Genomic DNA, 25,513 nt, shown 5'->3' with positions numbered 1-25,513 from the left:
AGGGATGCGCCTATAGCTCGCCGCTTCCCGCCGGGCAAGCGGTGAGAAGCCGCAGACACGCATCCGTCAACTGATCGAAGTGATCGATGAGGATGTCGGCCCCCAGTTCGGCCACCGGGATCTGGGTGTAGCCGAAGCTCACCAGCACCAGGGGAACCCCCGCGGCGCGGGCCGCCCCGGCGTCCGGCGCGGCGTCGCCCACCATCACCGCCCGGTCGATCCGGCCCCCGGCGGCGGCGATGGCCGTGGTCAGGTGGCTGGCGTCGGGCTTCTGTTTCGGCGCCAGGTCGCCGCCGATCACCGCGTCGAAGAAGGGGCGCAACTCCAGGGCCTCAAGGATGGGAATCGACAGGCCCGTGGGCTTGTTGGTGCAGACCGCCAGCTTCGCCCCGGCGGCCTTCAGGGTGGTGAGGCACGCGATGACCCCCGGAAAGGGCCGCGTGTGGTCGGCGCAGTGGGCGCCGTAGTGGGTGATGAAGCGGTCGAACAGGGCCGGCATGCGCTCGGCGGGGACCGGGTGGCCCTGGGCGGTGAAGCCGCGCTCGATCAGCCACCTGGCGCCGTGGCCGATGAAGGGGCGGGCCTCGGCCAGGGGCAGGGGGGCGACCCCTTCCTCGGCCAGCAGGACGTTGAGCGTGCCGATCAGGTCGGCGGCGGAATCCACCAGGGTCCCGTCCAGATCGAAGGCCATGGTGGCGCCGGCAAGCACGGTAAGGTCGGACACGGGCGCACGCTCCATCGAAAGCGCTCGCCGTTTCGGCTAAACGCCGCGAGATTGCAATGTCTTCGCCGATTCCAGGACCACGCCCATGACCGCACGCGCCGCCGTTATCCTCGCCGCCGGCCAAGGCACGCGCATGAAGTCGCCGGTTCCCAAGCTGCTGCACAAGGTAGGGGGGCGCACCCTGCTGGACCGGGTGATCGACACCGTCCAGGCCTCGGGCTGCGAGCGGATCGTCGTCGTGGTGGGAAACCATAGCCCGGGCGTCCGCGAGCTGGTGGTCAAGCGCCTGGGGGAGGGCGCGGTGGCGGTGCAGGACCCGCCGCTCGGCACCGCCCACGCGGTGTTGGCGGCCAAGCAGGCCCTGGCCGACTTCAATGGCGACGTGCTGGTGACCAATGGCGACTGCCCGCTGCTGCAGGCCGCCGACCTCGATCCGCTGTTCGCCCTGCGCGCGTCGGGCACGGACCTGGCCATCATGGGCTTCAAGCCGGTGGACGGCCTGCTCTATGGCCGGCTGATCCTGGGGGCCGACGGCCACGTGATCCGGGTCGTCGAGCCCAAGGACGCCACGGCCGAGGAGTTGGCGGTGAAGGCCTGCAACGCCGGCATGTACTGCGCCGACCGCGCGGCCCTGTTCGCCTGGCTCGACCGGGTCGACAACAACAACGCCAAGCAGGAATTCTACATCACCTCGATCGTCGGCCTGGCCACCGCCGAGGAGAAGAAGGTGCGGGTCAATTTCGCGCCGGAGAACGCGGTGATGGGCGCCGACACGCCGGCGCAGCTCTCCCAGGCCGAGGCCATCTTCCAGGCCCGGGCCCGCGCCCACTTCCTGGCCGAAGGCGTGGCCATGGCGGCGCCGGAGACCGTCCACTTCAGCTGGGACACGCAGCTCCAGCCGGGGGTGCAGGTGGAGCCGTTCGTGGTCTTCGCGCCAGGGGTCATGGTCGAGACGGGCGCGGTGATCCGCGCCTTCAGCCATCTGGAGGGTTGTGTGGTCCATTCTGGGGCCCTGATCGGCCCCTATGCCCGGCTGCGGCCCGGGGCCGACATCGGCGAGGAGGCCCACATCGGCAACTTCGTCGAGGTCAAGAAGGTCAAGGTGGGCGCCGGCGCCAAGGCCAATCACCTGTCCTATCTGGGGGATGGCACGGTGGGGGCGAAGGCCAACATCGGGGCTGGCACCATCTTCTGCAACTACGACGGCTTCGACAAATACGAGACCCATATCGGCGAGAACGCCTTCATCGGCTCCAACACCGCCCTGGTGGCGCCGGTGAAGGTCGGCGCCGGGGGCATGACCGGCTCCGGATCGGTGGTCACCGCCGACGTCCCGGCCGACGCCCTGGCCCTGGCCCGCCCGCCCCAGCAGATCAAGGAAGGCTGGGCGGCGAAGTTCCGGGCCATGAAGATGGCCGGTCGCGCGAAGAAATAGCGTCGCGGGCGAGGCGAGCTTCGCCTATGTCAGGACCCATGAGCGCAAATCCCGACGATCAGAAACGCGCCGCGGGCGAGGCCGCCGCGGCCCTTGTCGAAGCCGGCATGACCGTGGGCCTGGGCACGGGCTCCACCGCGGCCTGGTTCGTGAAGGCGCTCGCCGCCCGCAAGCTGGACGTGGTGGGGGTGGCGACCTCGGTGGCCACGGCCGAACTGGCCGCCAGCCTGGGCATGAAGCTCAAGGAGCTGGGGGAGGCCAAGTCCATCGACCTCACGGTCGACGGCGCCGACGAGATCGGCCCGGCCCTGTCCCTGATCAAGGGCGGCGGGGCGGCCCTGCTGCGGGAGAAGCTGGTCTGGGAGGCCTCCCGGCGTTGCGTGGTCATCGCCGACGCCGCCAAGCGGACGCCGTTCCTGGGTAAGTTCCCCCTACCGATCGAGGTGGTGGCCTTCGGTCACGAGACCACCATGCTGCGGATCTGCGACGCGCTCACCGAATGCGACCTGGGCATCGCCCCGCGCCTGCGGATGAAGGACGGCGCGCCGGTCCGCACCGACGGCGGCAACGTGATCTATGACGCCGCCTGCGGACGTATCGAGGAGCCGGCCCTGCTGGCCGCGGCCCTGAAGAGCGTCACCGGCGTCGTGGACCATGGCCTGTTCCTGGACCTGGCCGACCTGGCCCTGGTGGGGACGGCCGATGGCGTGGTGAGGGTGGAGCCCTAGGCCCCGCTAAGGCCCAGGTTTATTTGATCTGACGTGTTCCCGCCGGACGGCCCGAGGGCCATTTCCAGTGGAAACGCTTCGAAGGAGTTTCACTTGGCGAGCTACGACTACGATCTCTTCGTCATCGGCGCGGGTTCGGGCGGCGTGCGCGCCGCGCGGCTGGCGGCCATGTCCGGGGCCAAGGTGGCGGTGGCCGAGGAGCACCGCGTCGGCGGCACCTGCGTCATCCGCGGCTGCGTGCCCAAGAAGTTCATGGTCTACGCCTCGGAGTTCGCCAGCTACGCCAAGGTGGCCGAGGGCTATGGCTGGTCCCCCAGCCAGTCGACCTTCGACTGGCCCAAGTTCCTGGAGGCCAAGGACCGCGAGATCGCCCGGCTGTCGGGGATCTACGTCACCAACCTCAGCAACGCCGGCGCTGAGCTGGTCCATGCCAGGGCAACCCTGAAGGACGCCCACACCGTCGAGATCGTCGGCAAGGGGACCGTGACCGCCGACAAGATCCTGGTGGCCACCGGCGGCCGGCCCTGGATGCCCGCCGATCTGCCGGGCGTCGAGCACGCCATCACCTCTGAAGAGGCCTTCCACCTGCCGGAGCTGCCAAAGTCGATCCTGATCGTCGGCGGTGGCTATATCGCCGTGGAGTTCGCCGGCATCTTCGCGGGCCTGGGGGTGGACACCACCCTGATCTATCGCGGCGCCAACATCCTGCGCGGCTTCGACGACGACGTCCGTTCCCACCTGGCCGAGGAGATGAAGAAGCGCGGCATCAAGGTGATCCTGGGCTGCAGCCACGTCAGCATCGAGAAGACCGACGCCGGCCTGGTGAGCCACCTCTCCAGCGGCCACGACGTCGTCACCGACCAGGTGATGCTGGCCACCGGGCGGACGCCCCATACCAAGGGCCTGGGCCTGGAGGCCGCCGGGGTGAAGCTGGCCGAGAGCGGCGCGGTGGCGGTGGACAGGTTCTCCAAGACCAATGTGGACAACATCTGGGCCGTCGGCGACGTCACCGACCGCATCAACCTGACCCCGGTGGCGATCCGCGAGGGGGCGGCCTTCTCCCAGACCGAGTTCTACAACAACCCCACGACCTTCGATCACGACATGGTGGCCTCGGCGGTCTTCTCCCAGCCGCCCGTCGGTTCGGTGGGGCAGTCGGAAGCCCAGGCGCGGCATGAGCACGGCAAGGTCGATATCTACCTGTCCCGCTTCCGGCCGATGAAGACCACCTTCTATGGCGGCGACGACCGCTGCCTGATCAAGCTGGTGGTGGCCCAGGACAGCCAGAAGATCGTCGGCTGTCACGTGGTGGGGCCCGACGCGCCGGAGATCATCCAGATGGCCGCCATCGCGCTCAAGATGGGGGTCACCAAGGCCCAGTGGGACTCCACCTGCGCCGTCCACCCGACGCTGGCCGAGGAACTGGTGACCATGCGCGACAAGCACGCGCCGGCGGGCCTGAGCGCGGCATGAGCCCCACCCCCGCCCGGCCGGGCGCCAAGCTCGCCGCCTGGTGCGGCTGGGTGCTGGCGGGCGGTTTCGTCCTGACCCCGATCATCGGCTGGTTGGCGCCCCTGACCTTCGCGCCCCTGCTGACCCTGATGGGCCTGCTGACCCTGCCGGCGGTGCGGGTCGAGGACGAGGACCGGCCCGTGGGCATCGCCGTGGTGACCCTGGTGCTGTGGGCGGCCGGCTCCTCGGTCTGGAGCCCCTTCACCGCCAAGGGCCTGGGCGACTCCACCGCCGCCAAGCTGATCGCCGAGACTGTGGTCTACTTCGCCGCCGTCTGCGCCGCCCGCGCGGCCGCCCCGGGCGGGCGAACCGTGGCCCTCAACATCCTGGCCTACGGGACGGCCCTGCTCGGGGTGCTGATGCTGGTGGAGGGGCTGACCGGCGCCATGCTCTATCGCGCCGTCCGCGACGCCATCCACGATCCGATCCGGCCCGACCTGGGGATCAAGAACGCCGCCCAGGGCCTGTTCATCCTGGCCATGCTCGCCCCGCCCGCCGCCCTGGCGGCCGTGCGGGTGGCTCGGGCGCCCTGGCTGATCGCCCCCATGCTGACCGGTCTGGTGGTGACCTGCGTCACCTTCGGCTACGACGCCCCGCTGATCGCCCTGGCGGCCTGCCTGCTGGCGGGTCTGGCCGTCTGGCGCTGGCCGGGGGGAGCGCCCAAGGTCCTGGCGGCGGTGGCCGCGACCTTCTTCCTCACCGCCCCGGCCATCGTCTGGGCCGTGCGGCGGTCGGGCTGGTACGCGGTGCTGGAGCGCGACGTGCCGCTCTCCTGGTCGCAGCGCATGGGCTACTGGCGCCACGCCGCCGACTGGATCAGCGACCACCCCCTGCGCGGCTGGGGCCTGGACGCCAGCCGGATGTTCAATCCCGGCATCAAGCTGCACCCCCATGACGCGGCCCTGCAGATCTGGCTGGAGCTGGGCCTGATCGGCGCCATGGCCGCCGCGGTCTTCTGGGTGGCCCTGCTGGCGGGCATGAGCCGCAAGGTCCGCGACCCGGCCCTGGCGGTCTCGGCGGCCACCGCGACGGCCTACCTGACCTTCAACGCCTTCTCCTTCGGGGTCTGGCAGGAATGGTGGCTGGCCACCGGGGCCCTGGCCGCCGTGGCCTGCGCGGCCCTGCAGCGCCAGCCGGCCGTGGCGAAAGCCCGCGCCCCTGTGGCCGCGCGGCCATCGACGCCGGCGGTGTTCTCGGAGTAAGAACGCCGCGCCCGCCTGACCAAGCGGGAGCGGAGCGTGGATTTATGACCGAACACTGGACGCCGGCCTCCTGGAGAGCCAAGCCGGCCAAGCACCTGCCGACCGATTATCCGGATCCCGCGGCCCTGGCCGCGGTGGAGCAGACCCTGCGCGGCATGCCGCCCCTGGTGTTCGCCGGCGAGGCCCGGCGCCTGAAGACCCTGCTGGGGGAGGTGGCCGAGGGCCGCGCCTTCCTGTTGCAGGGCGGCGACTGCGCCGAGAGCTTCAAGGAATTCCACGCCGACAACATCCGCGACACCTTCCGGCTGATCCTGCAGATGGCCGTGGTCCTGACCTTCGCCGGCGGCAAGCCGGTGGTGAAGGTGGGCCGCATGGCCGGCCAGTTCGCCAAGCCGCGCTCGTCGCCCACCGAGACCATCGGCGGGGTGGAGCTGCCCTCCTATCGGGGCGACATCATCAACGGCATGGACTTCGACGCCGCCTCGCGGATCCCCGATCCCCAGCGGCTGCTGCAGGCCTATTCCCAGTCGGCCTCGACCCTGAACCTGCTGCGCGCCTTCGCCGGCGGCGGCTATGCCGACCTCTACAACATCCACCGCTGGACCCTGGGCTTCGTCGCCGACAGCCCGCAGGGCGCGCGCTACCGCGAACTGTCGGAGAAGATCAGCGAGGCCCTGACCTTCATGGCCGCCATCGGGGTCACCCCCGAGAGCCAGCCTGATCTGCACCGCGTGGAGTTCTTCACCGCCCACGAGGCCCTGCTGCTGGGCTTCGAGGAGGCCATGACCCGCGTCGATTCGACCTCGGGCGAATGGTACGACACCTCGGCCCACCTGCTGTGGATCGGCGAGCGCACCCGCCAGCTGGACGGCGCCCACGTGGAGTACTTCCGCGGCATCAAGAACCCCATCGGCGTCAAGGTCGGCCCCACGGTGGAGCCCGACGAACTGCTGCGCCTCATCGACGTGCTCAACCCCAAGAACGAGCCCGGCCGCCTGACCCTCTACGGCCGCTTCGGCTCCGACAAGATCGCCGACCGCCTGCCGCGCCTGATGGAGGCCACCAAGCGCTCGGGCCGCAGCCTGGTCTGGGCCATCGACCCGATGCACGGCAACACGCTGACCGCCGCCAATGGCTACAAGACCCGGCCCTTCGACCGCATCCTGTCGGAGGTGAAGAGCTTCGTGGAGATCGCCAAGGCGGAGGGCGTGCACCCCGGCGGCGTGCACCTGGAGATGACCGGCCAGAACGTCACCGAGTGCCTGGGCGGCGCGCGCGCGCTGAGCGAGGGTGACCTGGCCGACCGCTACCACACCCATTGCGACCCGCGGCTCAACGGCGAACAGGCCCTGGAACTGGCCTTCCTGGTGGCCGAAAAGCTGAAGGAAGACCGGGTCGACGCGGCGTTGCGCGCCGCGGTCTGACCCCAAGCCCCTAGCCCGAAACCGGGTCTCGGGTCGCGGCGAACTTGCGCAGGGCCTCGGCCGCGCGTTTGGCGGCGGGGCCCGGGGGCGCGGTCTTGCCCTCGGCCATGGCCTGGAGCGCGGCCAGCTTCCTGGCCCTGGGCATCAGCCCGTCGGTCAGGCCGCGAACCACGGCGCCCTCGGTTTCCAGGGCGCCGCCCACCTCGCTGAGACGTTCGAGGAGCGGCTCGATCCCGACTAGGCCGGAGCCCTTGTGGGTGAGCTTCCCATAGGCGCGGGCAAGGGCCTCCAGCGCGGCTTCCGGGCTTCCGGTGGCGTCGAGCAGGTCGGTCTTGAACTGGGGCGGGGTCACCGTCGCCTCGATGAAGCGCAGGGCGCGCCGGCGATTGGCGTCGCCGGTGACGTTCTTGAGCACCGTCAGCAGCCCGTCGAGGCCCGCCACCAGGGAGACCTGCTCGTGCAGCAGGGTGGCGATGAAGTTCGGCTCCACCAGCCGCTGCGAGCGAAGCAGGATGGCTTCGGCGACATCCTCGGCCGGCAGGCAGGGGCCGCTGGCGGCGGTCAGGGCGACGGCGAGCCCGCGCACGGCGGTGATCTCGCCCATGGCGCTGCCGGGCGACAGGCGGCGCTTGGTGTCGAGCTCGGTCAGGATGCGGCGGCTCAGGGCCAGCTGGAGATTCGGGAAGTCCCCCCGGTCGATGCGACGCGCCAGCCGGGCGCCGGCGGCGGGCAGGGGCGAGGCCAGGGGCCGCAGGGAGGCGTGGGCCTGGAAGACCGCGTCGATGATCCCGCCGTGGGCCAGGCGCGTCACCCCCAGCAGGAAGGCGCCGAGATCGAGGTCCGGGCCCAGCAGTTCGGCCATCCCAAGGGGGGAGCGGCAGACGTCCTCCAGCGCCTGTTCCAGGACGGTGAGGGCGAGGGTCCGGGCGGGGCCGTCGGCGGGCGCGGCCTCCGCGAGGTCCATGAGCAGGGCCACCTTGCCGCCCCAGCTGTCGGCGGTGGCGATGAAGCCCGCGACGCCCGCCGCCAGGCGGTAGCTGTGTTCGGGGTCCGCCGGGCCGGCCGCGCAGGCCGGGGCGAAGGTCGCGCCGTCGATCCGTGGCAACAGCCCCTGGCGCTCGTCGCGGAGCATGCGGGCGATCGCCTGGTCGGCGACGCCGTGCAGGCTGCGCATCACCTCGTGGACGCTGGCGCGGCGCGCCAGGGCCATGGGGACGGCCACCTTCTGGAAGGCGTGCTGAAGATCGCGGCTGGAGGCCTCCAGCTTCTTGATGAGGTCGGGTCGATGCAGCAGTTCGAAGGGGGTGGCCAGGTTGTGGGCCAGCCAGCTGTCGAGGACCTCGCCGATCTGCGCGCGCGCCGGGGCGGTGTACAGGTCCGCGGCGTTCGAGCAGAGCGGTTCGAGACTGCGCCTGGGGGGGGGCGTTTTCGAAGTCACTGATTCTTCGGGTGGGCCGGATCGCTTCGGCGCGCCCTATGCCTTTTCGAGTCGGATTGACGTTGAGGCGATCTTCGCGGGGAAGTCCGTACGAAATCCTAAGGCGATCCCAGATTATTTACCCTGCGCGTCAGCGTCGCAGGCCGTAAAATTACAGATGTAGTTTTTCTTCCCGGTCGCCTCTAGCATGTCCCTCCGGCAGGGAGGGCGGAGCGTGCGACGCAGCAGCGACTATGGCGGCCAACCCATCCGGCGGGGCGCGCGGCTCGCCTTCGCGGTGGCCGGCGTCTGCACGGCTACGCCGCTGCTGGCGGTGACGGTGGGCCACGAGATGTCCCTGGCCGCCGCCGAGCGGGCCCAGGCCCGCGCCCTGACCGGGGCCCTCACCCGTCCGGGCCCCGCCTGCCCGGAGCTCGCCCGGGCCGAGTTCGAGGCGCGCCATCGCCCCCTGAAGAACGTGTTTGACTATGGCGGGGTCGCCTTCGCCCGCCGGTTCGGCCACGCCGACTGCACGATGATCGGCCGCTCCGAACCCGGCGGCGGTGAAGCCTATCCCGTCTGCCGGTTCACGGCGCCCGCAGTGTTGCGAGTCACGCCCGACCGGGGGCGGGCGGTGATCTTCGAGGTCGGCGTCGGTCGCGCGGCCCGGGTTATCGTCCGCGATGGTCGCGTCCGTTGCGTCCTGACCGGCCCGTTCGGCTTTTCCTGATCCACCTGCGGATGTGCCATTGTTGTCACCGGCGCCGGGAAATCTGGCCCCGTGGCCTAAGCTTCGCTTGCGAGGCGAGGGGGGCGGCGGCAGGTTCCGCGCCTCTTTGAAAATTGGTGATCCCAATGGCCGGCCCCTCGGCCCCCGCGAACTCCCCGTCGGGAGGGCGCGCACAAGTCGTCCGCACCGAACTGGCCGAGCTGCTGCAGCTCTCCTGGCCGGTAGTGCTGTCGCGCCTGGGCATCATGGGCATGGGCCTGTCGGACGCCATCGTCGTGGGGCGCTATTCGGCGACGGAGCTGGGCTATCACGCCATGGCCTGGGCCCCCACCAGCGTCATCGTCACCATGACCGTGGGCCTGCTCAGCGGCATCCAGGTGATGACCTCCCGGGCCAATGGCCAGGGGCGGCCGGAGATCACCGGCGCGGTGCTGCGCCGGGGGCTTTCCTACAGCCTGTGGATCGGCCTGGCCTCGACCCTGATCCTGGTGGCGGCGGGACCGGGGTTCCTGCACATCCTGGGGCTGGAGACGGATCTGGCCGACGGCGCCTCGCGCCCCCTGATCATCTTCGCCCTGTCCATGCCGGGCTACGCCTTCAGCGTCGCCGCCAGCTTCTGGCTGGAGGGGCAGGGACGGCCCAAGCCGGCGGCCGTGATGATGTGGCTCGCCAACGGGGTGAACCTGGCCCTGGACCTGCTGCTGGTGCCGGGAACCTTCGGCCTGCCGCCGCTCGGCGCCGTCGGCGGCGCCTGGGCCACCACGGGCGCGCGGACCTTCCTGGCGGTCGCCCTGCTGGTCTACATCGCGCGAATGCCCGACGCGCGGGCCCTCGGAGTCTTCACCAAGCCCGAACCGGATCTCGCCGCCGAGGCCGAGCAGCGGCGGATCGGCTATGGCGCCGGCGCCTCCAACTTCTTCGAGGTGGCCTCCTTCGCCGGCATGAACGTCATCGCCGGCTGGATCGGCGGCCTGGCGGTGGCGGCCTGGGCCATCACCCTCAACGTGGTGGCGATCATCTTCATGGTCCCCCTGGGCCTGTCGACCGGGGCCGCGGTCCTGGTTGGCCGGGCCTATGGCGCGCGGGAAACCGGGGCGGTCAATCGGGCCGGCGCCATCGCCTTCGGGGTGACGGCGGCCTTCGGCCTGCTGGTGAGCCTGATCGTCTGGCCGGGCGCGCGCCTGATCGCCGGCGCCTACACCCATGATCCCCTGACCCTCGCCATGGCCGCCCCCGCCGTGGCGCTCTCCTGCCTGTTCCTGATCCCCGACGCCGTCCAGGTGGTGGCCGCCCAGGCCCTGCGGGCCCGCGGCGAGGTCTGGATTCCCACCTTCACCCACCTGGCCAGCTACGCGCTGGTCATGGCGCCCCTCGCCTGGTGGCTGGCCATTCCCATGGGCCTGGGCCTGAACGGCATCGTCTGGGCGGTGGTCGCCGCCAGCTTCCTGTCGGCGGGCCTGCTGCTGGCCCGCTTCCACTGGTTGAGCCAGCGCGGGCGCTAATCAACGGAGTTTTCACGGGCGTCGGCTAGGTCTGGCCCATGGAACGCACCGTCCCGCCCAAGATCCTCGCGCGCGGCCTGCTGCTGTTGGCCGCCCTGGTCTGCGGGATCGGGATGGTGGGGCCCTTCCAGGGCGCCGAGCAGGCCCTCGTGCCCTGGGACAAGGCCGCCCACTTCATGGCCTTCTATGGCCTGACGATCCTGCTGTTCTCAGCCTTCCCGACCCGCCGGCGGCTGGACCTCGCGGTCCTGGCCATCTTCGCCGGAGCGGCCATCGAGGTGGCCCAGACCCTCACGGGCCGCGACGGGGAGATCGGGGACCTCTGCGCCGACGCCCTGGGCGCCCTGGCGGTGCTGGCTCCGGTCTGGCTGGAACACCTGCGCTTCCCGCGCGTCGAGCGGCGGATCTCGGCCCTGCGCCAGGTCGAGCCGCAGGCGATGGTTCGCGAGGCCGCCTAGGCCTCGACGCCCAGGATCCAGCCCTCTTCGGTCTCCGCGTCCGCCACCACCGCCGGATCGGCGGTCTTGGACGGTCCGAAGACGGCGCCCAGCTTGCCCGCCTCGTCCAGCTTGGCGAAGTGTTCGGCGGTGACCCGCACCTGGGCCTGGTCCTTGACCTCGCCCGGCATCGGCTGGGCCTTGTAGAGGCTCGGATAGACCTCGGTGACCACCACGTCGACGCCGGCCAGGTCGGCCTCGGTGAGCGCCTTGAAGCCAGTCTCGAAGGGATAGGCCTTGAGGGCTTCGCCCCGGGCCAGCTTCAGCCGCCGCACCGCCGGGATGCCCAGGATCGCCTGACCGCCCACCGAGCCGTTGTAGTAGAGCTTCCAGATCGAGGCCGCGCCCTTGGCGGCGATATCGGCGTGGCGGAACTCCGGCAGGTCGTCCGGCCCGTGGGGCCGCGTGCGCTTGGGCTGCAGGGTGGTCAGAGCGTCCTTGGGCGGGCAGCCCCAGAAGGGGAAGGGCCCGCCGGTCATGCGCCGGTTGATCTCCGACCCCACGCCGAAGCGGTTGTTGGTGTTGTCGGCCTTGTCCTTGACCATCTTGTCGAGCTGGTCCCAGACCGCGCGCCAAGGATGCTCGCCCGCAAGGTTCAGCGCCTTGGCGAAGCCGCGCGGGAAGCCCAGGGGGAAGTCGAAGCCCACCAGGGCGCGTTCCGAGCGCTTCTTGAAGTCATCGAGGATGGCGCTCAGCAGCTTCTCGGCCTCAGCGCGGGTGGCCGGGTTGTGGCTTTCGAAGGTGAGGCGGAAGCGGACGTCGCGCTTGGCGACGCCGATCCAGACGGAATCGGCCCCCGTGGACGGCTTGGCCGCCGCGCTCCAGTCGACGATCACATAGGCGCTGAACAGACGGGACACGGTGGGCTCCGGGGGAGGGAAGTCGGGAGGCTTGTAGACCTTCCCTTCCAACCGGCCAACGGCGCAGGCGTTCACATCGAAGGTGTTGTGGCTCGGCGCCGCGAATAGAGGTCGCAGACGGCCACGCACCGGTGGCGTCGGCCGCCTCGCCCCTGTATGCGCAGGCGAGCTTTCGGAGTGAATCATGGCGGAAATCTTGCGGGGCGGCGTGATCGGGGCCGGCGTGTTCGGCGGCTATCATTCGCGTCAGTACGCCAACCAGCCGGGCGCGCGCCTGGCGGCCGTCTATGATCCCCACCACACCGCCCGCGCCCAGGAGATCGCCCAGAGCCATGGCGGCCAGGGCTTCGGCGACCTGGCGGCCTTCCTGAGGGAGGTCGATGTCGTCACCGTCGCCTCGCCCGGCAGCTATCACGCCGAGGGCGCGCTGGCGGCCCTGGCGGCGGGCAAGCCGGTCTATGTGGAAAAGCCCCTGGCGGTCAGCCTGGCCGACGCCGACAGGATCATCGACGAGGCGGCCAGGCGCAGCCTGATCCTGGCCTGCGGCCACCAGGAGCGGGTGGTCTTCCAGGCCATCGGCCTCTTCGACGTCCCCGAGCAGCCCCTTCGGCTGGAGGCGGTGCGCCACGGCCCGCCCTCGGAGCGCAGCCTGGATGTCTCGGTGGTGCTGGACCTGATGATCCACGATCTCGACCTGGCGCTCTCCCTCTCGGCCGGCCAGCCCCTGGCGGTGGAGGCGGCCGGCGTCCGCGATTTCAGCGGCGGTTGGGACCAGGCCCGCGCCGAGGTCAATTTCGACAACGGCTTCCTGGCGGTGTTCGACGCCTCGCGGATGGCGCCGGCCCGCAAGCGCACGATGAAGGTCGTATATCCCTCCGGCGAGTTGGAGATCGACTTCCTGACCCGGGAATTCCGCAACACCACCGGCTTCCCCCTCAACCCCGACTTCGCCGAGACCCCAGGCGCCAAGGATCCCCTGGGCGCCAGCGTCGCGGGCTTCCTGGCCGCCGTGCGGGGCGAGGCGCCGCGACCCGTGGTCACTGGCGAGGAAGCGGCCCGGGCGCTGGATCTGGCCCTGGCGGTCGAACAGGCGTTGGAGGACGCCGGGTAAGCGGGTTAGCTTGCTCCGCCTGTTCCGGGAGAAACGCCATGTCCGACGCCTACGACTTCTCGTTCAAGTCCATCGACGGCGCGCCCCTGCCGCTGACCACCTTCAAGGACAAGGTGGTCCTGGTGGTGAACACCGCGTCGAAGTGCGGCCTGACCCCCCAGTATGACGGGCTCGAAAAGCTCTACAGCGACTACAAGGACAAGGGCCTGGTGGTGCTGGGCGTGCCCTGCAACCAGTTCATGGGCCAGGAGCCGGGGACCGAGGAAGAGATCAAGGACTTCTGCGAGACCAAGTTCAACATCGACTTCCCGCTCACCTCCAAGGAGGACGTGAAGGGCGAGAGCGCCCACCCGTTCTACAAGTGGGCCCTGGCCGAGCTGGGGGAGTCCGCCGATCCGGCCTGGAACTTCCACAAGCTGCTGGTGGGCAAGGACGGCAAGCTGATCCGCGCCTTCGGTCCGCGCACCGAGCCCCAGGCCGACGAGATCACCGCGGCGGTCGAAGCCGCCCTCTAGACCGCCGATGACGAACGAGGCTCCGCCTCTCGGGGCGGCGGATACGGCGCGCGCCAACTTCTCCGAGGCGGCCCGGCTGCACGGCCAGGGGCGCCTGGAGGAGGCCGAACCCCTGTACCGGGCGGTTCTGGCCTTCGATCCGACCCAGCGCGACTGCCTGTACAATCTGGGCCTGTTGCGAAAGGCCCGCGGCGACCTGGCCGGCGCCCTGGAGCTCTGGCGGACCTCCATCGCCCACCACCCCGGACATCCGGCCGCCAACATCGCCATGGGCAAGGTCCTGGGGATGCTCGGCCGGGTCGGCGAGGCCCTGGCCGCCTTCGACGCGGCCCTGGCCGTCAGCCCCCGGGACATCGACGCCCTGAACTGCCGGGGCAATGTCCTGGCCCGGATGGGCCGTCACGCCGAGGCCCTGGAGAGCTATGATCAGGTCGTGACCCTGAAGCCGACCTACGCCCTGGCGGTGCTCAACCGCGCCAATGTGCTGGGGGCCCTGGGCCGCCCCGAGGAGGCGGTGGCGGCCTATCGCGCGGGCCTGCTGCTGACCCCCGACAACGACGAGGTGAAGGGCGCCAAGCTCTTCCAGCAGCTGCAGATCTGCGACTGGTCCGACTATCAGGCCGCGAGCGACCTGATCGTCCGCCGGCTGGGGGAGGGGGCGCCCGCCGACCTGCCCTTCACCCTCCTGGCCCATTGCGACGATCCCGCGGCCCAGCTCACCGCGGCCAACCTGCACCTGAAGACCCGCTTCCCCGTCGCGCCGCAGGTGCTGTGGCGGGGCGAGCCCTACGCCCACGACAGGATCCGCGTGGCCTATGTCTCGGCGGATTTCCGCAACCACGCCGTGGCCCACCTGATCGCGGGCCTGTTCGAGCGTCACGACCGCCACCGCTTCGAGATCAGCGGCTACGCCCTGGGGCCCCGCGTCGAGGACTCCAAGCGCGACCGCATCCGCGCCGCCTTTCCGGTCTTCCATGACGTGGCCCAGGTCGGCGACCTGGAGGTGGCCAGGATGATCCGCGCGGCGGAGACCGACATCGTCGTGGACCTGAACGGATTCACCGCCCATTGCCGGCCGGGGATCTTCGCCCACCGCCCGGCGCCGATCCAGATCAACTATCTGGGCCATCCGGGGACTATGGGCCGCGGGATCATGGACTACATCCTGGCCGACAGGGTGGTGATCCCGTCGGGGTCGGAGGCCTTCTTCGGCGAGCAGGTGATCCGCCTGCCGCACAGCTACCAGGTCAATGACCGCGACCGGGCGATCGCCGCCCGGACCCCCAGCCGGGCCGAGGCGGGCCTGCCGCAGGACGGCTTCGTCTTCGCCTGCTTCAACGCCAATTACAAACTCAACCCGCCGGTCTTCGACGTCTGGATGCGGCTGCTGGCCAACGTTCCCGGCAGCGTGCTGTGGCTGCTGGAGGGCAAGGAGCCGGTGGGCCGCAACCTGCGGGCCGAGGCCCAGGCCCGCGGCGTCGATCCCGGCCGGCTGATCTTCGCCCCGAGGGCCGCGCCCGAGGATCACCTGGCCCGCCACCGCCTGGCCGACCTCTTCCTCGACACCTTGCCCTACAACGCCCACACCACCGCCAGCGACGCCCTGTGGACGGGCCTGCCCCTGGTCACCTGCGCGGGCCGCGGCTTCGCCGCCCGGGTGGCCGCCAGCTTGCTGACCGCCGTGGGCCTGCCGGAGCTGATCACCGGCAGCCTGGAGGCCTACGAGGCCCTGGCCCTGGATCTTGCGGGGAACCCGGGGCGGTTGTCGGCGATCAAGGCCAGGCTCGCCGCCAACCGCGAAATCGCGCCCCTGTTCGACACCGACCTGTCCCGCCGCCACATCGAGGCGGCCTACGCCACCTCCTGGGAGCGCCAACGGCGCGGCGAGCCTCCCGCGAGCTTCGACGTTCCCGCCTAGTCCTCGACGATGCGGCTGTGCTTCCGGGTGTCGCGCATGAACAGGTAGACCAGCAGCGAGACCCCGATCACCACGGTGACGTAGGTGAAGAACCAGGTCTCGTGGCCCTTGGACTTGAACCACAGGGCGACATATTCCGCCGTGCCGCCGAACAGGGCGTTGGCCAGGGAATAGGGCAGCGAGACCCCCAGGGCGCGGACCTCGGTGGGGAAGAGCTCGGCCTTCACCACCCCGTTCACTGAGGAATAGGCCGCCACGATCAGCAGGGCGCCGGCGGTGATGGCGAAGGCGGCCAGGGGGTCGCGGGTGACGGCCAGGGTCGAGAGGATCGGCCAGGTCAGGGTCACGCCGGCCAGACCGAAGGCGATCAGCAGCGGGCGTCGTCCGACCCGGTCCGACAGCATGCCGAACAGCGGCTGGGCCAGCATGAACACCACCAGGGCGCAGGCGGTGACCCCGGTGGCTGCGTCCTTGGAGAAGCCCGATGTATTGACCAGGAACTTCTGGATGTAGGTCGAGTAGGTGTAGTAGCCGAGGGTCCCGCCGGCGGTCAGGCCCATCACCAGCAGGCTCTCGCGGGGGTGGCTGACGATCAGTTTCCAGGTGCTGGCCCGCTCGCCGGACCGCGCGTGGAAGGAGGGGGTCTCGTGCATCCCCCGCCGGAACCAGAAGACGGCCAGGGCCAGGGCGCCGCCGATGAAGAAGGGCACACGCCAGCCCCAGGCCTGCATGTCCTCCTTCGACAGCGCCGCGCTCAGCACCAGCAGGGTGGCCACCGCCAGCAGCTGGCCGGCGATCAGGGTGGAGTAGAAGATCCCCGACCAGAAGCCGCGGTTGGTGCGGCCGGCCATCTCCGACATGTAGGTGGCGCTGGTGCCGTACTCGCCGCCCATGCTGACCCCCTGCAGGATGCGGGCGGTGACCAGGACGACCGGCGCCCAGACCCCGATCTGGGCGTAGCCGGGGCACAGGGCGATGATCAGGGAGCCCAGGCACATCAGGCTGACCGAGGCGACCATGGCCGCCTTGCGGCCGACGCGATCGCCGTACAGGCCCATCAGCCAGGCCCCCACCGGGCGGGCGAAGAAGCCCACCCCGAAGACGGCGGCGGCGTTCAGGAGCTGGGCGGTCTGGTCGCCGTCGGGGAAGAAGACCTTGGCGAAGTAGAGGGCGAAGGCGGCGTAGACGAACCAGTCATAGGTCTCCACCAGATTGCCCGCCGACCCCGCCAGGATCGATTTCAACCGGTCGGCGGCCCGCACAGGCGCCGCGCCGGGCGTTTCCGCCGTGATGTCCGCCATGTGTCCGCCTCCCCAAGCGGGCGGATACGAGCCGGTTTCGGCGTCGAGTTCAATGGCTGGCTAGGCCGTCTGCGCCACGGTCAGGCCCAGCTCGACGATCATCTGCTCGCGGATCACGAACTTCTGCACCTTGCCGGTGACGGTCATCGGGAAGGCGTCGACGAAGCGGAGGTAGCGGGGGATCTTGTAGTGGGCGATCTGGCCGCGGCAGAACTCGATGAGCTCTGCGTCGGTGGCGGTCTCGCCCGGCTTGAGGCGGATCCAGGCGCAGAGCTCCTCGCCGAAGCGGGGATCGGGGACGCCGACGACGGTGACGTCCTCGATCTTGGGATGGCGGTAGAGGTACTCCTCCACCTCGCGCGGATAGACGTTCTCGCCGCCGCGAATGACCATGTCCTTGATGCGGCCGACGATGTTGCCGTAGCCCTGCGCGTCGATGACGGCCAGGTCGCCGGTGTGCATCCAGCCCTCGGCGTCGATGGCCTCGGCGGTCTTCTCCGGATCGTCCCAGTAGCCCAGCATCACCGAGTAGCCCCGGGTGCAGAGCTCGCCGGTCTCGCCGCGGGGGAGGGCGTTTCCGTCCAGGTCCACCACCTTGCACTCCAGGTGCGGCTGGACCCGGCCGACGGTGGAGACGCGGCGGTCGAGGGGATCGTCCAGGGAGCTCTGGAAGCTGACGGGGCTGGTCTCGGTCATGCCGTAGGCGATGGTGACGTCGGACATGTGCATGCGGCCGATCACCTGCTTCATCACCTCGACGGGGCAGGGGGAGCCGGCCATGCAGCCGGTCCGCAGGCTTGAGAGGTCGTAGCGGTCGAAGTCGGGGTGGCCCAGCAGGGCGATGAACATGGTGGGCACCCCGTAGAGGCCCGTGCAGCGCTCGGCCTGGATCGTCTCGAGCACGGCAGTGGGGTCGAAGCCGTCGGAGGGATAGACCATGGCCGCCCCGTGGGTCAGGCAGCCCAGATTGCCCATCACCATGCCGAAGCAGTGGTAGAGCGGCACCGGCAGGCAGAGGCGGTCGCCGGGCCGCAGGCCGATGGCCTCGCCGACGAAGAAGCCGTTGTTGAGGATGTTGCGGTGCGACAGGGTCGCGCCCTTGGGCAGGCCGGTGGTGCCGCTGGTGAACTGGATGTTGATGGGGTCGCCACTGTCGAGCCCACCTTCAATCGCCTTCAAGCGCAACGTGTCGGTGGTCGTGGAGAGACCAGGAACGGCCTCGAAGTCGAGCCAGCCCGACCTGGGGTCGCCGCCGATCTTGATTGCAGTTTTAAGTTGTGGAAGGCGGGCGGAGACGAGCTGGCCGGGGGCGCTTGCGGCGATCTCGGGGGCGAGGGTGTCGATCATGTCGGCGTAGAGGCTGGTCTTGAAGCTCTCGGCCGCCACCAGGGCCTTCACCCCCACCTTGTTGAGCGTGTATTCGACCTCGGAGAGCCGATAGGCGGGATTGATGGTCACCAGGATCAGCCCGGCCCGGGCGGCGGCGAACTGAGTCAGGGCCCATTCGGCGCGGTTGGGGGACCAGATGCCGATCCGGTCGCCGGGCTCGAGGCCGAGCGCCAGCAGTCCGGCCGCCATGGCCGACACGTGACCGTCAAGGTCCCGCCAAGTCCAGCGGACGCCCTGGTGGACCGAGACCACCGCCTCCTGGTCGGGCCAGAGCCGGGCGGCCTGCGCCAGGGCCTGGCCGATGGTGTCCTCGCGCAGGGGCGGGTGATCGGCGCCGCGGGCGATCGGATCGGTCTGGGGCATGGCGTTTCCTCCGGCGGTCTTGGGAGCGAGTTTCGCGCAAGTTCATGCCCGTGACCATGCCGGGGCTTCCAACCTCGGCCCCCGCCCGTTAGGGAAGGCGCAGTTTGAACGGAGGCGTCACGATGACCCGCAAGCCCGACGGAACCTGGGACAAGTCGAACCTCCCCAGCCGCCATGTGACGGAAGGCCCGGCGCGCGCGCCGCACCGGTCCTACTATTACGCCATGGGGCTCGGGAGCCGGGAGATCGCCCAGCCGTTCGTAGGGGTCGCCTCCTGCTGGAACGAGGCCGCGCCCTGCAACACCGCCCTGATGCGCCAGGCGCACGCGGTGTCCGAGGGGGTCAAGAAGGCCGGCGCCACGCCGCGCGAGTTCTGCACCATCACCGTCACCGACGGCATCGCCATGGGCCACGAGGGCATGCGCTCGTCGCTGGTCAGCCGCGACGTCATCGCCGACTCGGTGGAGCTGACCATGCGCGGCCACGGCTATGACGCGCTCGTTGGCATCGCCGGGTGCGACAAGTCCCTGCCGGGGATGATGATGGCCATGCTGCGGCTCAACGTCCCCAGCGTCTTCCTCTATGGCGGCTCCATCCTGCCCGGCCAGTGGCAGGGCCGCGACGTCACCGTGGTGGACGTCTTCGAGGGCGTCGGCATGCACTCGGCCGGCAAGATGAGCCTGGAGGACCTGTGCTCCCTGGAGCAGCACGCCTGTCCGTCGGACGGCGCCTGCGGCGGCCAGTTCACCGCCAACACCATGGCCTGCGTGTCGGAAGCCATCGGTCTGGCCCTGCCGCTCTCGGCCTCGCTGCCCGCGCCCTACCTGACGCGGGACGCCTATGCCGTGGCCTCGGGCGAGACGGTGGTGCGGCTGATCGCCGAGCAGCTTCGCCCGCGCGACATCGTCACCCGCAAGTCCTTCGAGAACGCCGCGGCCGTGGTCGCCGCGACGGGGGGCTCCACCAATGGCGGCCTGCACCTGCCGGCCATGGCCCATGAGTGCGGCATCGAGTTCACCCTGCGCGACTTCGCCGAGATCGCCCAGCGCACCCCGCACATCGCCGACCTGAAGCCGGGCGGCCGCTTCGTGGCCAAGGACATGGGGGAGGCGGGCGGCATGCCGATGCTGCTGAAGACCCTGCTGGAGGGCGGCTTCATTCACGGCGACTGCATGACCGTCACCGGCAAGACGATCGCCGAGAACGTCAAGGACGTGAAATGGCGGGATGACCAGGTGGTGATCCGGAAGGTCTCCGAGCCGCTCTCGCCCACCGGCGGGGTGGTGGGCCTTTGGGGCTCGCTGGCCCCCGACGGCGCCATCGTCAAGGTGGCCGGCATGACCAGCCACCGCAGCCATCGCGGCCCCGCCCGCTGCTTCGACGGCGAGGACGCCTGCTTCGCCGCTGTCGAGGCCGGCGACTATCAGGACGGCGACGTCCTGGTGATCCGCTATGAGGGCGCCCGCGGCGGGCCCGGCATGCGCGAGATGCTGTCCACCACGGCGGCGCTCTCGGGCCAGGGCCGGGGCGACAAGGTGGCCCTGATCACCGACGGCCGGTTCTCGGGCGGCACGCGCGGCCTTTGCGTGGGCCATATCGGCCCGGAAGCCCAGATGGGCGGCCCCATCGCGCTGATCCAGGACGGCGACATCATCCACATCGACGCCGACGCCGGGATCCTGGATATCGAGGTCGATCCCATCGAGCTGGAGAACCGCCGCCGCCACTGGCAGCCCCGGGTGACCAACTACGGATCCGGCGCGCTGTGGAAATACGCCCAGATCGTCGGCCCGGCCCACAAGGGGGCGGTGACCCATCCCGGCGCGGCGGGGGAAACCCACGTCTACGCGGACCTCTAAGGCGGTGCGCACGCTTGGCCTGCTGGGCGGGATGAGCGCCGAGAGCACGACGCTCTACTATCAGGAGCTCAACCGCCTGGTGCGCGAGCGGCTGGGCGGGCTGCATTCGGCCCAACTGCTGGTGTGGTCGGCAGACTTCGCCGGCATCGCGGAGCTGCAGGCCAAGGGTGACTGGTCTGCGGCGGGCGCGGTGCTGGCCGACGCCGCCCGGCGGCTGCAGGGAGCCGGCGCCGACGCCATCCTGATCTGCGCCAACACGATGCACCTGGTGGCCGACCAGGTGCAGGCCGCCGTGAGCGTGCCGGTGATCCACATCGCCGACGCGACGGCCGACGCGGTCAAGGCGGCGGGCTGTTCGCGGCCGCTGCTGCTGGCGACGAAGTTCACCATGGAGAAGGACTTCTACCGTGGGCGGCTGGCGGCCCAGGGCGTCGAGGCCCTCGTGCCCGACCAAGCCGACCGCGATCGCCTGCACGCCATCATCTATGACGAGCTCTGCCAGGGGGTGATCTCGGCGGCGTCGAAGGGCGAGGTGCTGGCCATGATCGCCAAGGCCGGCGAGGCCGACTGCGTGATCTTCGGCTGCACCGAGATCGGGCTGCTGCTGGCGCCGGGGGATCTCACCGTGCCGGTGGTGGACACGGCGCTGGTGCATGCGGCGGCTGGCGTGGCGTTCGCGCTGGGGTAGTTCCTCCCCCAGCGCGAAGCGCGGTTCGGGGGAGGTGGCGCGCGCAGATATGCGCGTGACGGAGGGGGCTGGGGGCGGGGCGAGTTCACCCCGTACGGTATAGATGTGGGCGAGGGCCTAGCCCCCTCCGTCTCGGCGCGAGCGCCGATCCACCTCCCCCGAACCGGCCTGCGGCCTGAGGGAGGAACTCTTAAGCCCTACTTCTTCGCCGCCGCCTTCCGCGCGATGGCGTCCTGGCTTTCCTCGAAGCCGCTGGCCTTGACGGCGCGGGTGTCCAGGGAGGGGCCGGCCGTCAGGTCGGGGGCGGTGGGGGTGAAGGTGGCGGCGTCGCCGGAGGGCTTGGGGGCCGCGACGCCGAAGGACGCCGGGTCCTGCTTGGCCCTGTGGGCGAGATAGTCGGCCTGTTCGTCGTCGGTGACGACGCCGTCCTTGTTGGCGTCGGCGGGTTTGAACAGCTTCATGGGCTGGGCGACGACGGGCCCGGCCAGGGCGACCGCGACGGCGGCCAACAACGCGATACGCATACGAAACTTCCCCTCAACTGGCGGGCAATCTGACGGCGCCCGCCGCGGGGATCAAGAGACCGCCGAGACCCCGAACAGGAAGGGGTGGGCCAGCGCCAGGGCGACATAGACGACGATGGCCGCCAGGATCCGCCACAGGCCGATCTCGCCGAGCTTCAGGGACTGGCGGCCGGCGACGATGGCGCCGAAGGGGATGTTGGAGGTCTGGGCGGCGAAGGCGTTCCACGTGTCGCCGAGCGCCCGCTTGCGCTTGGCGTCGATGCTGGCCGTGCCGAACAGGGCCAGGACCAGCAGGCCGCCGAACAGCACGATGCTGGCGCGGTCGCCGTTCACCAGCAGGTGGCCCGCCGCCCACAGGGCCACGCCCCAGAGGAAGGGATGGCGGGTGACCCGCAGCATGCCCTTGACCACGTCGGGACGATCCAGGGTCCCCTCCTGCTTGACGCTGGTGGGGTTGGGGGTGGTCAGGCCCACCACCACGAACAGGAAGGCCAGGGCTTGGAGGGCCACCTGGATCTTCCAGGTGACCGGGGTGATGTCCCAGTAGGCGAGGTTCCAGTCGGCGGTGCGGCTGCCGGCGAAGGCCAGGCCCAGCCAGGCGAGGCCGGCGACGGAGGCCAGGGAGAACAGGCCCATATAGGGCCCCTCGCCGAGGGTCCCGACGAGGGCGCCGCGCAGGCGCGTGCCCGAGACCAGCAGGTGGAGCAGGATGAAGAAGGCCGCCGCGGCGAGCAGATTGGTCATGGAAACCTCCCCTTGGGTTGAGGGGAGGGTGCGCGTGTTAATTTACAGCGTCAAGTTAGCGTCGGTCCTGCCCCAGGAACTGAATCAGCGTTCGTCGTCCAGCTCGTCCTCGTCCAGCTCCCAGGGCGGGGGTTCGGCGCCGGCGCGGGGCTGGGGCGGCGGGAGGGGGAGTTCAGCCTGGGGCGCTGGGGCTGGCGGCGCCAGGGGGGCGGTCACCGCGGCGGCGGCGGCGGCCGTGGGCTGCAGCGCCCGGGGGCGGCGCAGGATGGCCTCGCTGCGGGCCAGCCAGCGGTTGGCCTCCAGCACGGCGGCGCCCGGCGAGGCGGCCACGCGGCGGGCCTCGTCCCCGCTGACCCAGAGGTCCAGTTCGAAGTCGGGGTTGCGCGGGTCGTCGAAGATCAGCCGCAGGGTGACGCGGGCGGCGTGGCTGACCCGCTGGTCCAGGGCCCGGCGCGGCTCCTCGCGGTGGACCCGGGCCACCACCTGGCCGTCGATGATCAGCTCGGCGCCCACCAGCTCGTCGATGCGGTAGATCAGGCACCAGGCGCCGGAGTCCCAGGCCACGGCGGCCAGACCGGTGGCGAAGGAGAAGCCGACCCCGCGCCCGCGGCCCTTGGCCACCAGCATGGCCTCGGGCTCGCCCTTCAGCACGCGCTTCAGGGCGCGGCCGATGCGCCGCTCCTCGTCGAAGAACCAGATGGCCGCCGAGCCCGCGAAGGTAACGGCGGTCCCGGCCAGGGCGAGCAGTAGGAGGAGCCGGACGACGTCGTTCATGGCGCCAAGCTAGAGCGCTTCGCGGCGTGCGAGAAGCCTCGCCTCAACGGGCGTAGTTGATGGAATAGGTCGCTTCCAACAGATTGTTTTGGCGCATGAATTCGGCCATGGACTCATAGGTCGCGGTGCGGATCGGCCCCTGCTGGTCGTCGGTGCGCAGGCGCTGGTCGGCGATGGGGCCGAACAGGCGCAGGACGGCGTTGGCCTTCACCAGGGTCGGCTTGTAGTGGGCCTTGAGGTCGGCGGTGATCTGGTCGGGATCGCTGGTCTGCCAGATCGCCGCGGCGATGACGTTGAGCATGAAGTTGTTGCAGTTCTGGTAGGTCCGCTTCCACGGATTGGCCACCAGGGAATAGTGCGGGTTGTGCACCGCCTGATAGGTGGGGCTGTCGATCACCGCGATGATCCGGCGCTGCATCTCCGGCGAGGGGATGATCACCGCCATGTCGTCGACGGTGGAGCCGCGGGTGAAGTCGAAGGGATAGTCCTGGACCAGCCGGCTCTCGATCTTGGGCCAGGCTACGCCGTCGCCGGCATAGAGATTGTAGACGGCGTAGCCCTGCTGGGTCTTGCCGTCGGCGGTCTTGATTGTCCGGTGCACCCAGAAGCCGCCGTGGGTGTAGCTAATCCCCTCCGGAAGCTGGCTGCGGGGCCGGCCGGTGCGGAAGACGATGGCCAGCTTGGCGCCCCGCGCGGCCAGGTCGCGCTCCACCTGCTTGGAGAAGCCGGCCGCCTCGGCCGCCGTGAAGTGGGGCGCGACAGCGTGGGCCGAGGAGTCCTGGGCGGCGGCGGGCAGGGCGCCCGTGGTCAGGACGGAGGCCGCGGCGGCGGCGATCAGGACGCGGCGGATCATTTCTTGGCCGGGGTGTTGTAGGGCACGGCCGGGGCCGGATCGGGGGAGACCACCACCTTGTCGTCCACCACCAGCTTGCCGGACTCGGCGGCCGAGTCGGCGACCGAGGCGCCCGCGCCGACCGAGGCCGCGCCGCTGGCCATCACCGCCGAGCCGCCGGCCATGGAGCCGGCGCCCACGACGCTGGCGGGGACCGCGGAGACGCCCACGGCGGTCTTCACCCCCGAGGCGGCCAGCAGGCCCACGGCCTCCGAGGTCGCGGCCGAGGCGCCCGAGGCGTCGGTGGCGCTGTCCTGGGCGAAGGCGGGGGCGGCCATCAGGGCCAGGGCGAGAGCGGCGGGCAGAAGCGAACGCATAACGGGTCTTTCCTGTTGAGGGCGGCCTCTTAACCATGCCGTCCTGATTTCGATAGTTAAGCTTTCGCAAGCTGAACGGCAGCTGACAGCGGCGGCTTATTTCGCCGGTGGCGCCTCGAACATCTGCGGGGGATAGGCGGCCAAACCCGGAAAGGCGGTCAGCCAGTCCTTGCCTCGGACCTGTTCCAGCAGGGCGGCGCACAGGGCCGGTGCGGCGGCGGCATAGTCGGTGACGGGGCGATAGCCGAGGGCCGCGGCGGCGCTCATGTCGGCCACCAGGGGCGCCTCGACGCTCCAGGGCGTGCGGCCCTTCCAGCCCTTCGGCGGGCCGGGGAAGGGGGCGAGGGTGGCCGAGGAGCCCATGGCGGACAGGATCGCCTCGCCGATCTCGGTTACGGTAGGGGCGTCGGGATCGGCGGCGTTGAGGACGTGGAGGCCGGGCTGCTCCAGGGCGACGCGGGTGAGGTCCGCGAGGTTGGCGGTGGCGGTCGTGTGGAAGCGGCTCTGGCCGTCATAGGCCAGCGGGATGGCCTGCGCGCCGCGCAGGATCTGGGTCAGGAACCACCACTCGCGGGGCGCGCGGCTGCCCGGCCCATGAACGGCGAAGGGGCGCAGGATCTTCAAGGGGACGCGGGCGCCGTCCAGGAGGGCGTCCTCCATCGCCACCTTGTTGCTGGAATAGTCGGCGGTTCCGGGCGGGGCGCGGCGCTGGTCTTCGCGCAGGGGGATGGGATAGCGGGCGCCGTCACCCAGGGTGCGGCCCTCGTCGTCCACATAGACGCTGCCGGTGGAGATCACCGCCAGGGCGCCGATCCTGTCCTGCAGGGCCAGCCACTGGCGGGCGTGGAGGGCGGTGTAGGCCACGGTGTCGACGACGGCGTCGAAGGGGAGGGTCAGCGCGTCGGCGAGGGCGGTGTCGTCCTCGCGGTCGAGGATCGTGACCGCGACGCGGCCCTGGAGTTCGGCGGAAAGCTCGCCGTGGCGCTGGCCGACGGTGACGTCCCAGCCGTGCTCCAGCAGGTTGAGCGCCGCCGCCCGGCCGATTTGGCCCGAACCTCCCAGGATGAAGGCGCGGCGGCTCATCGCC

At 70.5% G+C, this 25,513-nt stretch carries 24 protein-coding genes; 13 read left to right on the top strand and 11 right to left on the bottom strand.

Annotation, left to right across the window (positions count from 1 at the left end; all coding sequences use genetic code 11):
• Nucleotides 1-10 precede the first annotated feature (10 nt).
• Nucleotides 11-724: a phosphoglycolate phosphatase gene (gph, locus tag ACO06I_RS08495; RefSeq protein ID WP_421932145.1), complete on the bottom strand. Its 714-nt coding sequence runs from the start codon at nucleotides 722-724 to the stop codon at nucleotides 11-13.
• Between the two features lie 85 nt (nucleotides 725-809).
• Here gph and glmU point away from each other — a divergent pair, with 85 nt between their 5' ends.
• From glmU to ACO06I_RS08470, 5 genes are all read left to right on the top strand, one after another.
• Entirely contained in the window at nucleotides 810-2,159 is a 1,350-nt protein-coding gene (gene glmU / locus ACO06I_RS08490; RefSeq protein WP_421932144.1) for a bifunctional UDP-N-acetylglucosamine diphosphorylase/glucosamine-1-phosphate N-acetyltransferase GlmU, read from the top strand.
• Between the two features lie 38 nt (nucleotides 2,160-2,197).
• Complete coding sequence (gene rpiA, locus ACO06I_RS08485; protein ID WP_421932143.1) at nucleotides 2,198-2,887, top strand: ribose-5-phosphate isomerase RpiA; 690 nt, start codon at nucleotides 2,198-2,200, stop codon at nucleotides 2,885-2,887.
• Between the two features lie 93 nt (nucleotides 2,888-2,980).
• On the top strand, nucleotides 2,981-4,360 hold the full coding sequence (gene gor / locus ACO06I_RS08480) for a glutathione-disulfide reductase (protein ID WP_421932142.1): 1,380 nt from the start codon (nucleotides 2,981-2,983) through the stop codon (nucleotides 4,358-4,360).
• Nucleotides 4,357-5,601: an O-antigen ligase family protein gene (locus tag ACO06I_RS08475; protein ID WP_421932141.1), complete on the top strand. Its 1,245-nt coding sequence runs from the start codon at nucleotides 4,357-4,359 to the stop codon at nucleotides 5,599-5,601. Before gor ends, ACO06I_RS08475 begins: the two co-directional genes overlap by 4 nt.
• Before the next feature lie 44 nt (nucleotides 5,602-5,645).
• Complete coding sequence (locus ACO06I_RS08470; RefSeq protein ID WP_421932140.1) at nucleotides 5,646-7,025, top strand: class II 3-deoxy-7-phosphoheptulonate synthase; 1,380 nt, start codon at nucleotides 5,646-5,648, stop codon at nucleotides 7,023-7,025.
• Between the two features lie 10 nt (nucleotides 7,026-7,035).
• Here ACO06I_RS08470 and ACO06I_RS08465 read toward each other — a convergent pair whose 3' ends face one another.
• On the bottom strand, nucleotides 7,036-8,463 hold the full coding sequence (locus tag ACO06I_RS08465) for a hypothetical protein (protein ID WP_421932139.1): 1,428 nt from the start codon (nucleotides 8,461-8,463) through the stop codon (nucleotides 7,036-7,038).
• A 214-nt stretch (nucleotides 8,464-8,677) separates the two neighbouring features.
• Here ACO06I_RS08465 and ACO06I_RS08460 point away from each other — a divergent pair, with 214 nt between their 5' ends.
• The 3 genes from ACO06I_RS08460 (at nucleotide 8,678) to ACO06I_RS08450 (ending at nucleotide 11,132) form a co-directional block, all read left to right on the top strand.
• Nucleotides 8,678-9,172 carry a hypothetical protein gene (locus ACO06I_RS08460; protein ID WP_421932138.1) on the top strand — a complete coding sequence of 165 codons (495 nt, stop codon included), beginning with the start codon at nucleotides 8,678-8,680 and terminating at the stop codon, nucleotides 9,170-9,172.
• A gap of 125 nt (nucleotides 9,173-9,297) precedes the next feature.
• A complete protein-coding gene (locus ACO06I_RS08455; RefSeq protein ID WP_421932137.1) occupies nucleotides 9,298-10,674 on the top strand; it encodes an MATE family efflux transporter in 1,377 nt (458 codons plus the stop codon).
• Nucleotides 10,675-10,712: 38 nt separating this feature from the next.
• On the top strand, nucleotides 10,713-11,132 hold the full coding sequence (locus tag ACO06I_RS08450; protein ID WP_421932136.1) for a VanZ family protein: 420 nt from the start codon (nucleotides 10,713-10,715) through the stop codon (nucleotides 11,130-11,132).
• Here ACO06I_RS08450 and ACO06I_RS08445 read toward each other — a convergent pair.
• On the bottom strand, nucleotides 11,129-12,031 hold the full coding sequence (locus tag ACO06I_RS08445; RefSeq protein WP_421932135.1) for a cobalamin biosynthesis protein CbiG: 903 nt from the start codon (nucleotides 12,029-12,031) through the stop codon (nucleotides 11,129-11,131). The genes ACO06I_RS08450 and ACO06I_RS08445 overlap by 4 nt on opposite strands.
• A 184-nt stretch (nucleotides 12,032-12,215) precedes the next feature.
• Between ACO06I_RS08445 and ACO06I_RS08440 the strand changes: the two genes are divergently transcribed.
• From ACO06I_RS08440 to ACO06I_RS08430, 3 genes are read left to right on the top strand one after another with little or no spacing between them, the layout of a single operon-like run.
• Nucleotides 12,216-13,142 carry a Gfo/Idh/MocA family protein gene (locus ACO06I_RS08440; RefSeq protein ID WP_421932134.1) on the top strand — a complete coding sequence of 309 codons (927 nt, stop codon included), beginning with the start codon at nucleotides 12,216-12,218 and terminating at the stop codon, nucleotides 13,140-13,142.
• A 38-nt stretch (nucleotides 13,143-13,180) separates the two neighbouring features.
• Nucleotides 13,181-13,657, top strand: coding sequence for a glutathione peroxidase (locus tag ACO06I_RS08435; protein ID WP_421932133.1), 477 nt, complete (start codon nucleotides 13,181-13,183; stop codon nucleotides 13,655-13,657).
• A gap of 7 nt (nucleotides 13,658-13,664) precedes the next feature.
• A complete protein-coding gene (locus ACO06I_RS08430) occupies nucleotides 13,665-15,575 on the top strand; it encodes a tetratricopeptide repeat protein (RefSeq protein ID WP_421932132.1) in 1,911 nt (636 codons plus the stop codon).
• Here ACO06I_RS08430 and ACO06I_RS08425 read toward each other — a convergent pair.
• Together ACO06I_RS08425 and ACO06I_RS08420 are read right to left on the bottom strand one after the other, a co-directional pair.
• Nucleotides 15,572-16,876: an MFS transporter gene (locus tag ACO06I_RS08425; protein ID WP_421932131.1), complete on the bottom strand. Its 1,305-nt coding sequence runs from the start codon at nucleotides 16,874-16,876 to the stop codon at nucleotides 15,572-15,574. The genes ACO06I_RS08430 and ACO06I_RS08425 overlap by 4 nt on opposite strands.
• Before the next feature lie 60 nt (nucleotides 16,877-16,936).
• On the bottom strand, nucleotides 16,937-18,628 hold the full coding sequence (locus ACO06I_RS08420) for an AMP-binding protein (RefSeq protein ID WP_421932130.1): 1,692 nt from the start codon (nucleotides 18,626-18,628) through the stop codon (nucleotides 16,937-16,939).
• A gap of 122 nt (nucleotides 18,629-18,750) precedes the next feature.
• Here ACO06I_RS08420 and ilvD point away from each other — a divergent pair, with 122 nt between their 5' ends.
• Both ilvD and ACO06I_RS08410 read left to right on the top strand, forming a co-directional pair.
• Nucleotides 18,751-20,487, top strand: a complete 1,737-nt coding sequence (gene ilvD, locus ACO06I_RS08415) for a dihydroxy-acid dehydratase (RefSeq protein ID WP_421932129.1) — start codon at nucleotides 18,751-18,753, stop codon at nucleotides 20,485-20,487.
• Between the two features lie 4 nt (nucleotides 20,488-20,491).
• Complete coding sequence (locus ACO06I_RS08410) at nucleotides 20,492-21,175, top strand: aspartate/glutamate racemase family protein (RefSeq protein ID WP_421932128.1); 684 nt, start codon at nucleotides 20,492-20,494, stop codon at nucleotides 21,173-21,175.
• 197 nt (nucleotides 21,176-21,372) lie between these two features.
• On the opposite strand, the gene ACO06I_RS08405 is transcribed toward ACO06I_RS08410, so the two are convergent.
• The 6 genes from ACO06I_RS08405 to ACO06I_RS08380 form a co-directional block, all read right to left on the bottom strand.
• Entirely contained in the window at nucleotides 21,373-21,699 is a 327-nt protein-coding gene (locus ACO06I_RS08405) for a hypothetical protein (RefSeq protein ID WP_421932127.1), read from the bottom strand.
• A 51-nt stretch (nucleotides 21,700-21,750) separates the two neighbouring features.
• Nucleotides 21,751-22,443: an NnrU family protein gene (locus ACO06I_RS08400; protein ID WP_421932126.1), complete on the bottom strand. Its 693-nt coding sequence runs from the start codon at nucleotides 22,441-22,443 to the stop codon at nucleotides 21,751-21,753.
• An 84-nt stretch (nucleotides 22,444-22,527) separates the two neighbouring features.
• Nucleotides 22,528-23,217, bottom strand: a complete 690-nt coding sequence (locus ACO06I_RS08395) for a hypothetical protein (RefSeq protein ID WP_421932125.1) — start codon at nucleotides 23,215-23,217, stop codon at nucleotides 22,528-22,530.
• A 43-nt stretch (nucleotides 23,218-23,260) separates the two neighbouring features.
• Nucleotides 23,261-24,070 (bottom strand): DUF2145 domain-containing protein, encoded by an 810-nt coding sequence (locus ACO06I_RS08390; protein WP_421932124.1) that lies wholly within the window; start codon nucleotides 24,068-24,070, stop codon nucleotides 23,261-23,263.
• Nucleotides 24,067-24,426, bottom strand: coding sequence for a hypothetical protein (locus ACO06I_RS08385; RefSeq protein ID WP_421932123.1), 360 nt, complete (start codon nucleotides 24,424-24,426; stop codon nucleotides 24,067-24,069). Before ACO06I_RS08385 ends, ACO06I_RS08390 begins: the two co-directional genes overlap by 4 nt.
• Nucleotides 24,427-24,522: 96 nt before the next feature.
• The gene (locus tag ACO06I_RS08380) at nucleotides 24,523-25,509 is read right to left on the bottom strand and encodes an NAD-dependent epimerase/dehydratase family protein (RefSeq protein WP_421932122.1); all 987 of its coding nucleotides are present in this window, start codon (nucleotides 25,507-25,509) and stop codon (nucleotides 24,523-24,525) included.
• Nucleotides 25,510-25,513 lie beyond the last annotated feature (4 nt).

The organism is Phenylobacterium sp., from assembly GCF_965229015.1.
In the GTDB taxonomy this organism is placed as follows: Bacteria; Pseudomonadota; Alphaproteobacteria; order Caulobacterales; family Caulobacteraceae; genus Phenylobacterium.
This window is presented reverse-complemented; position numbering and strand designations above follow the sequence as displayed.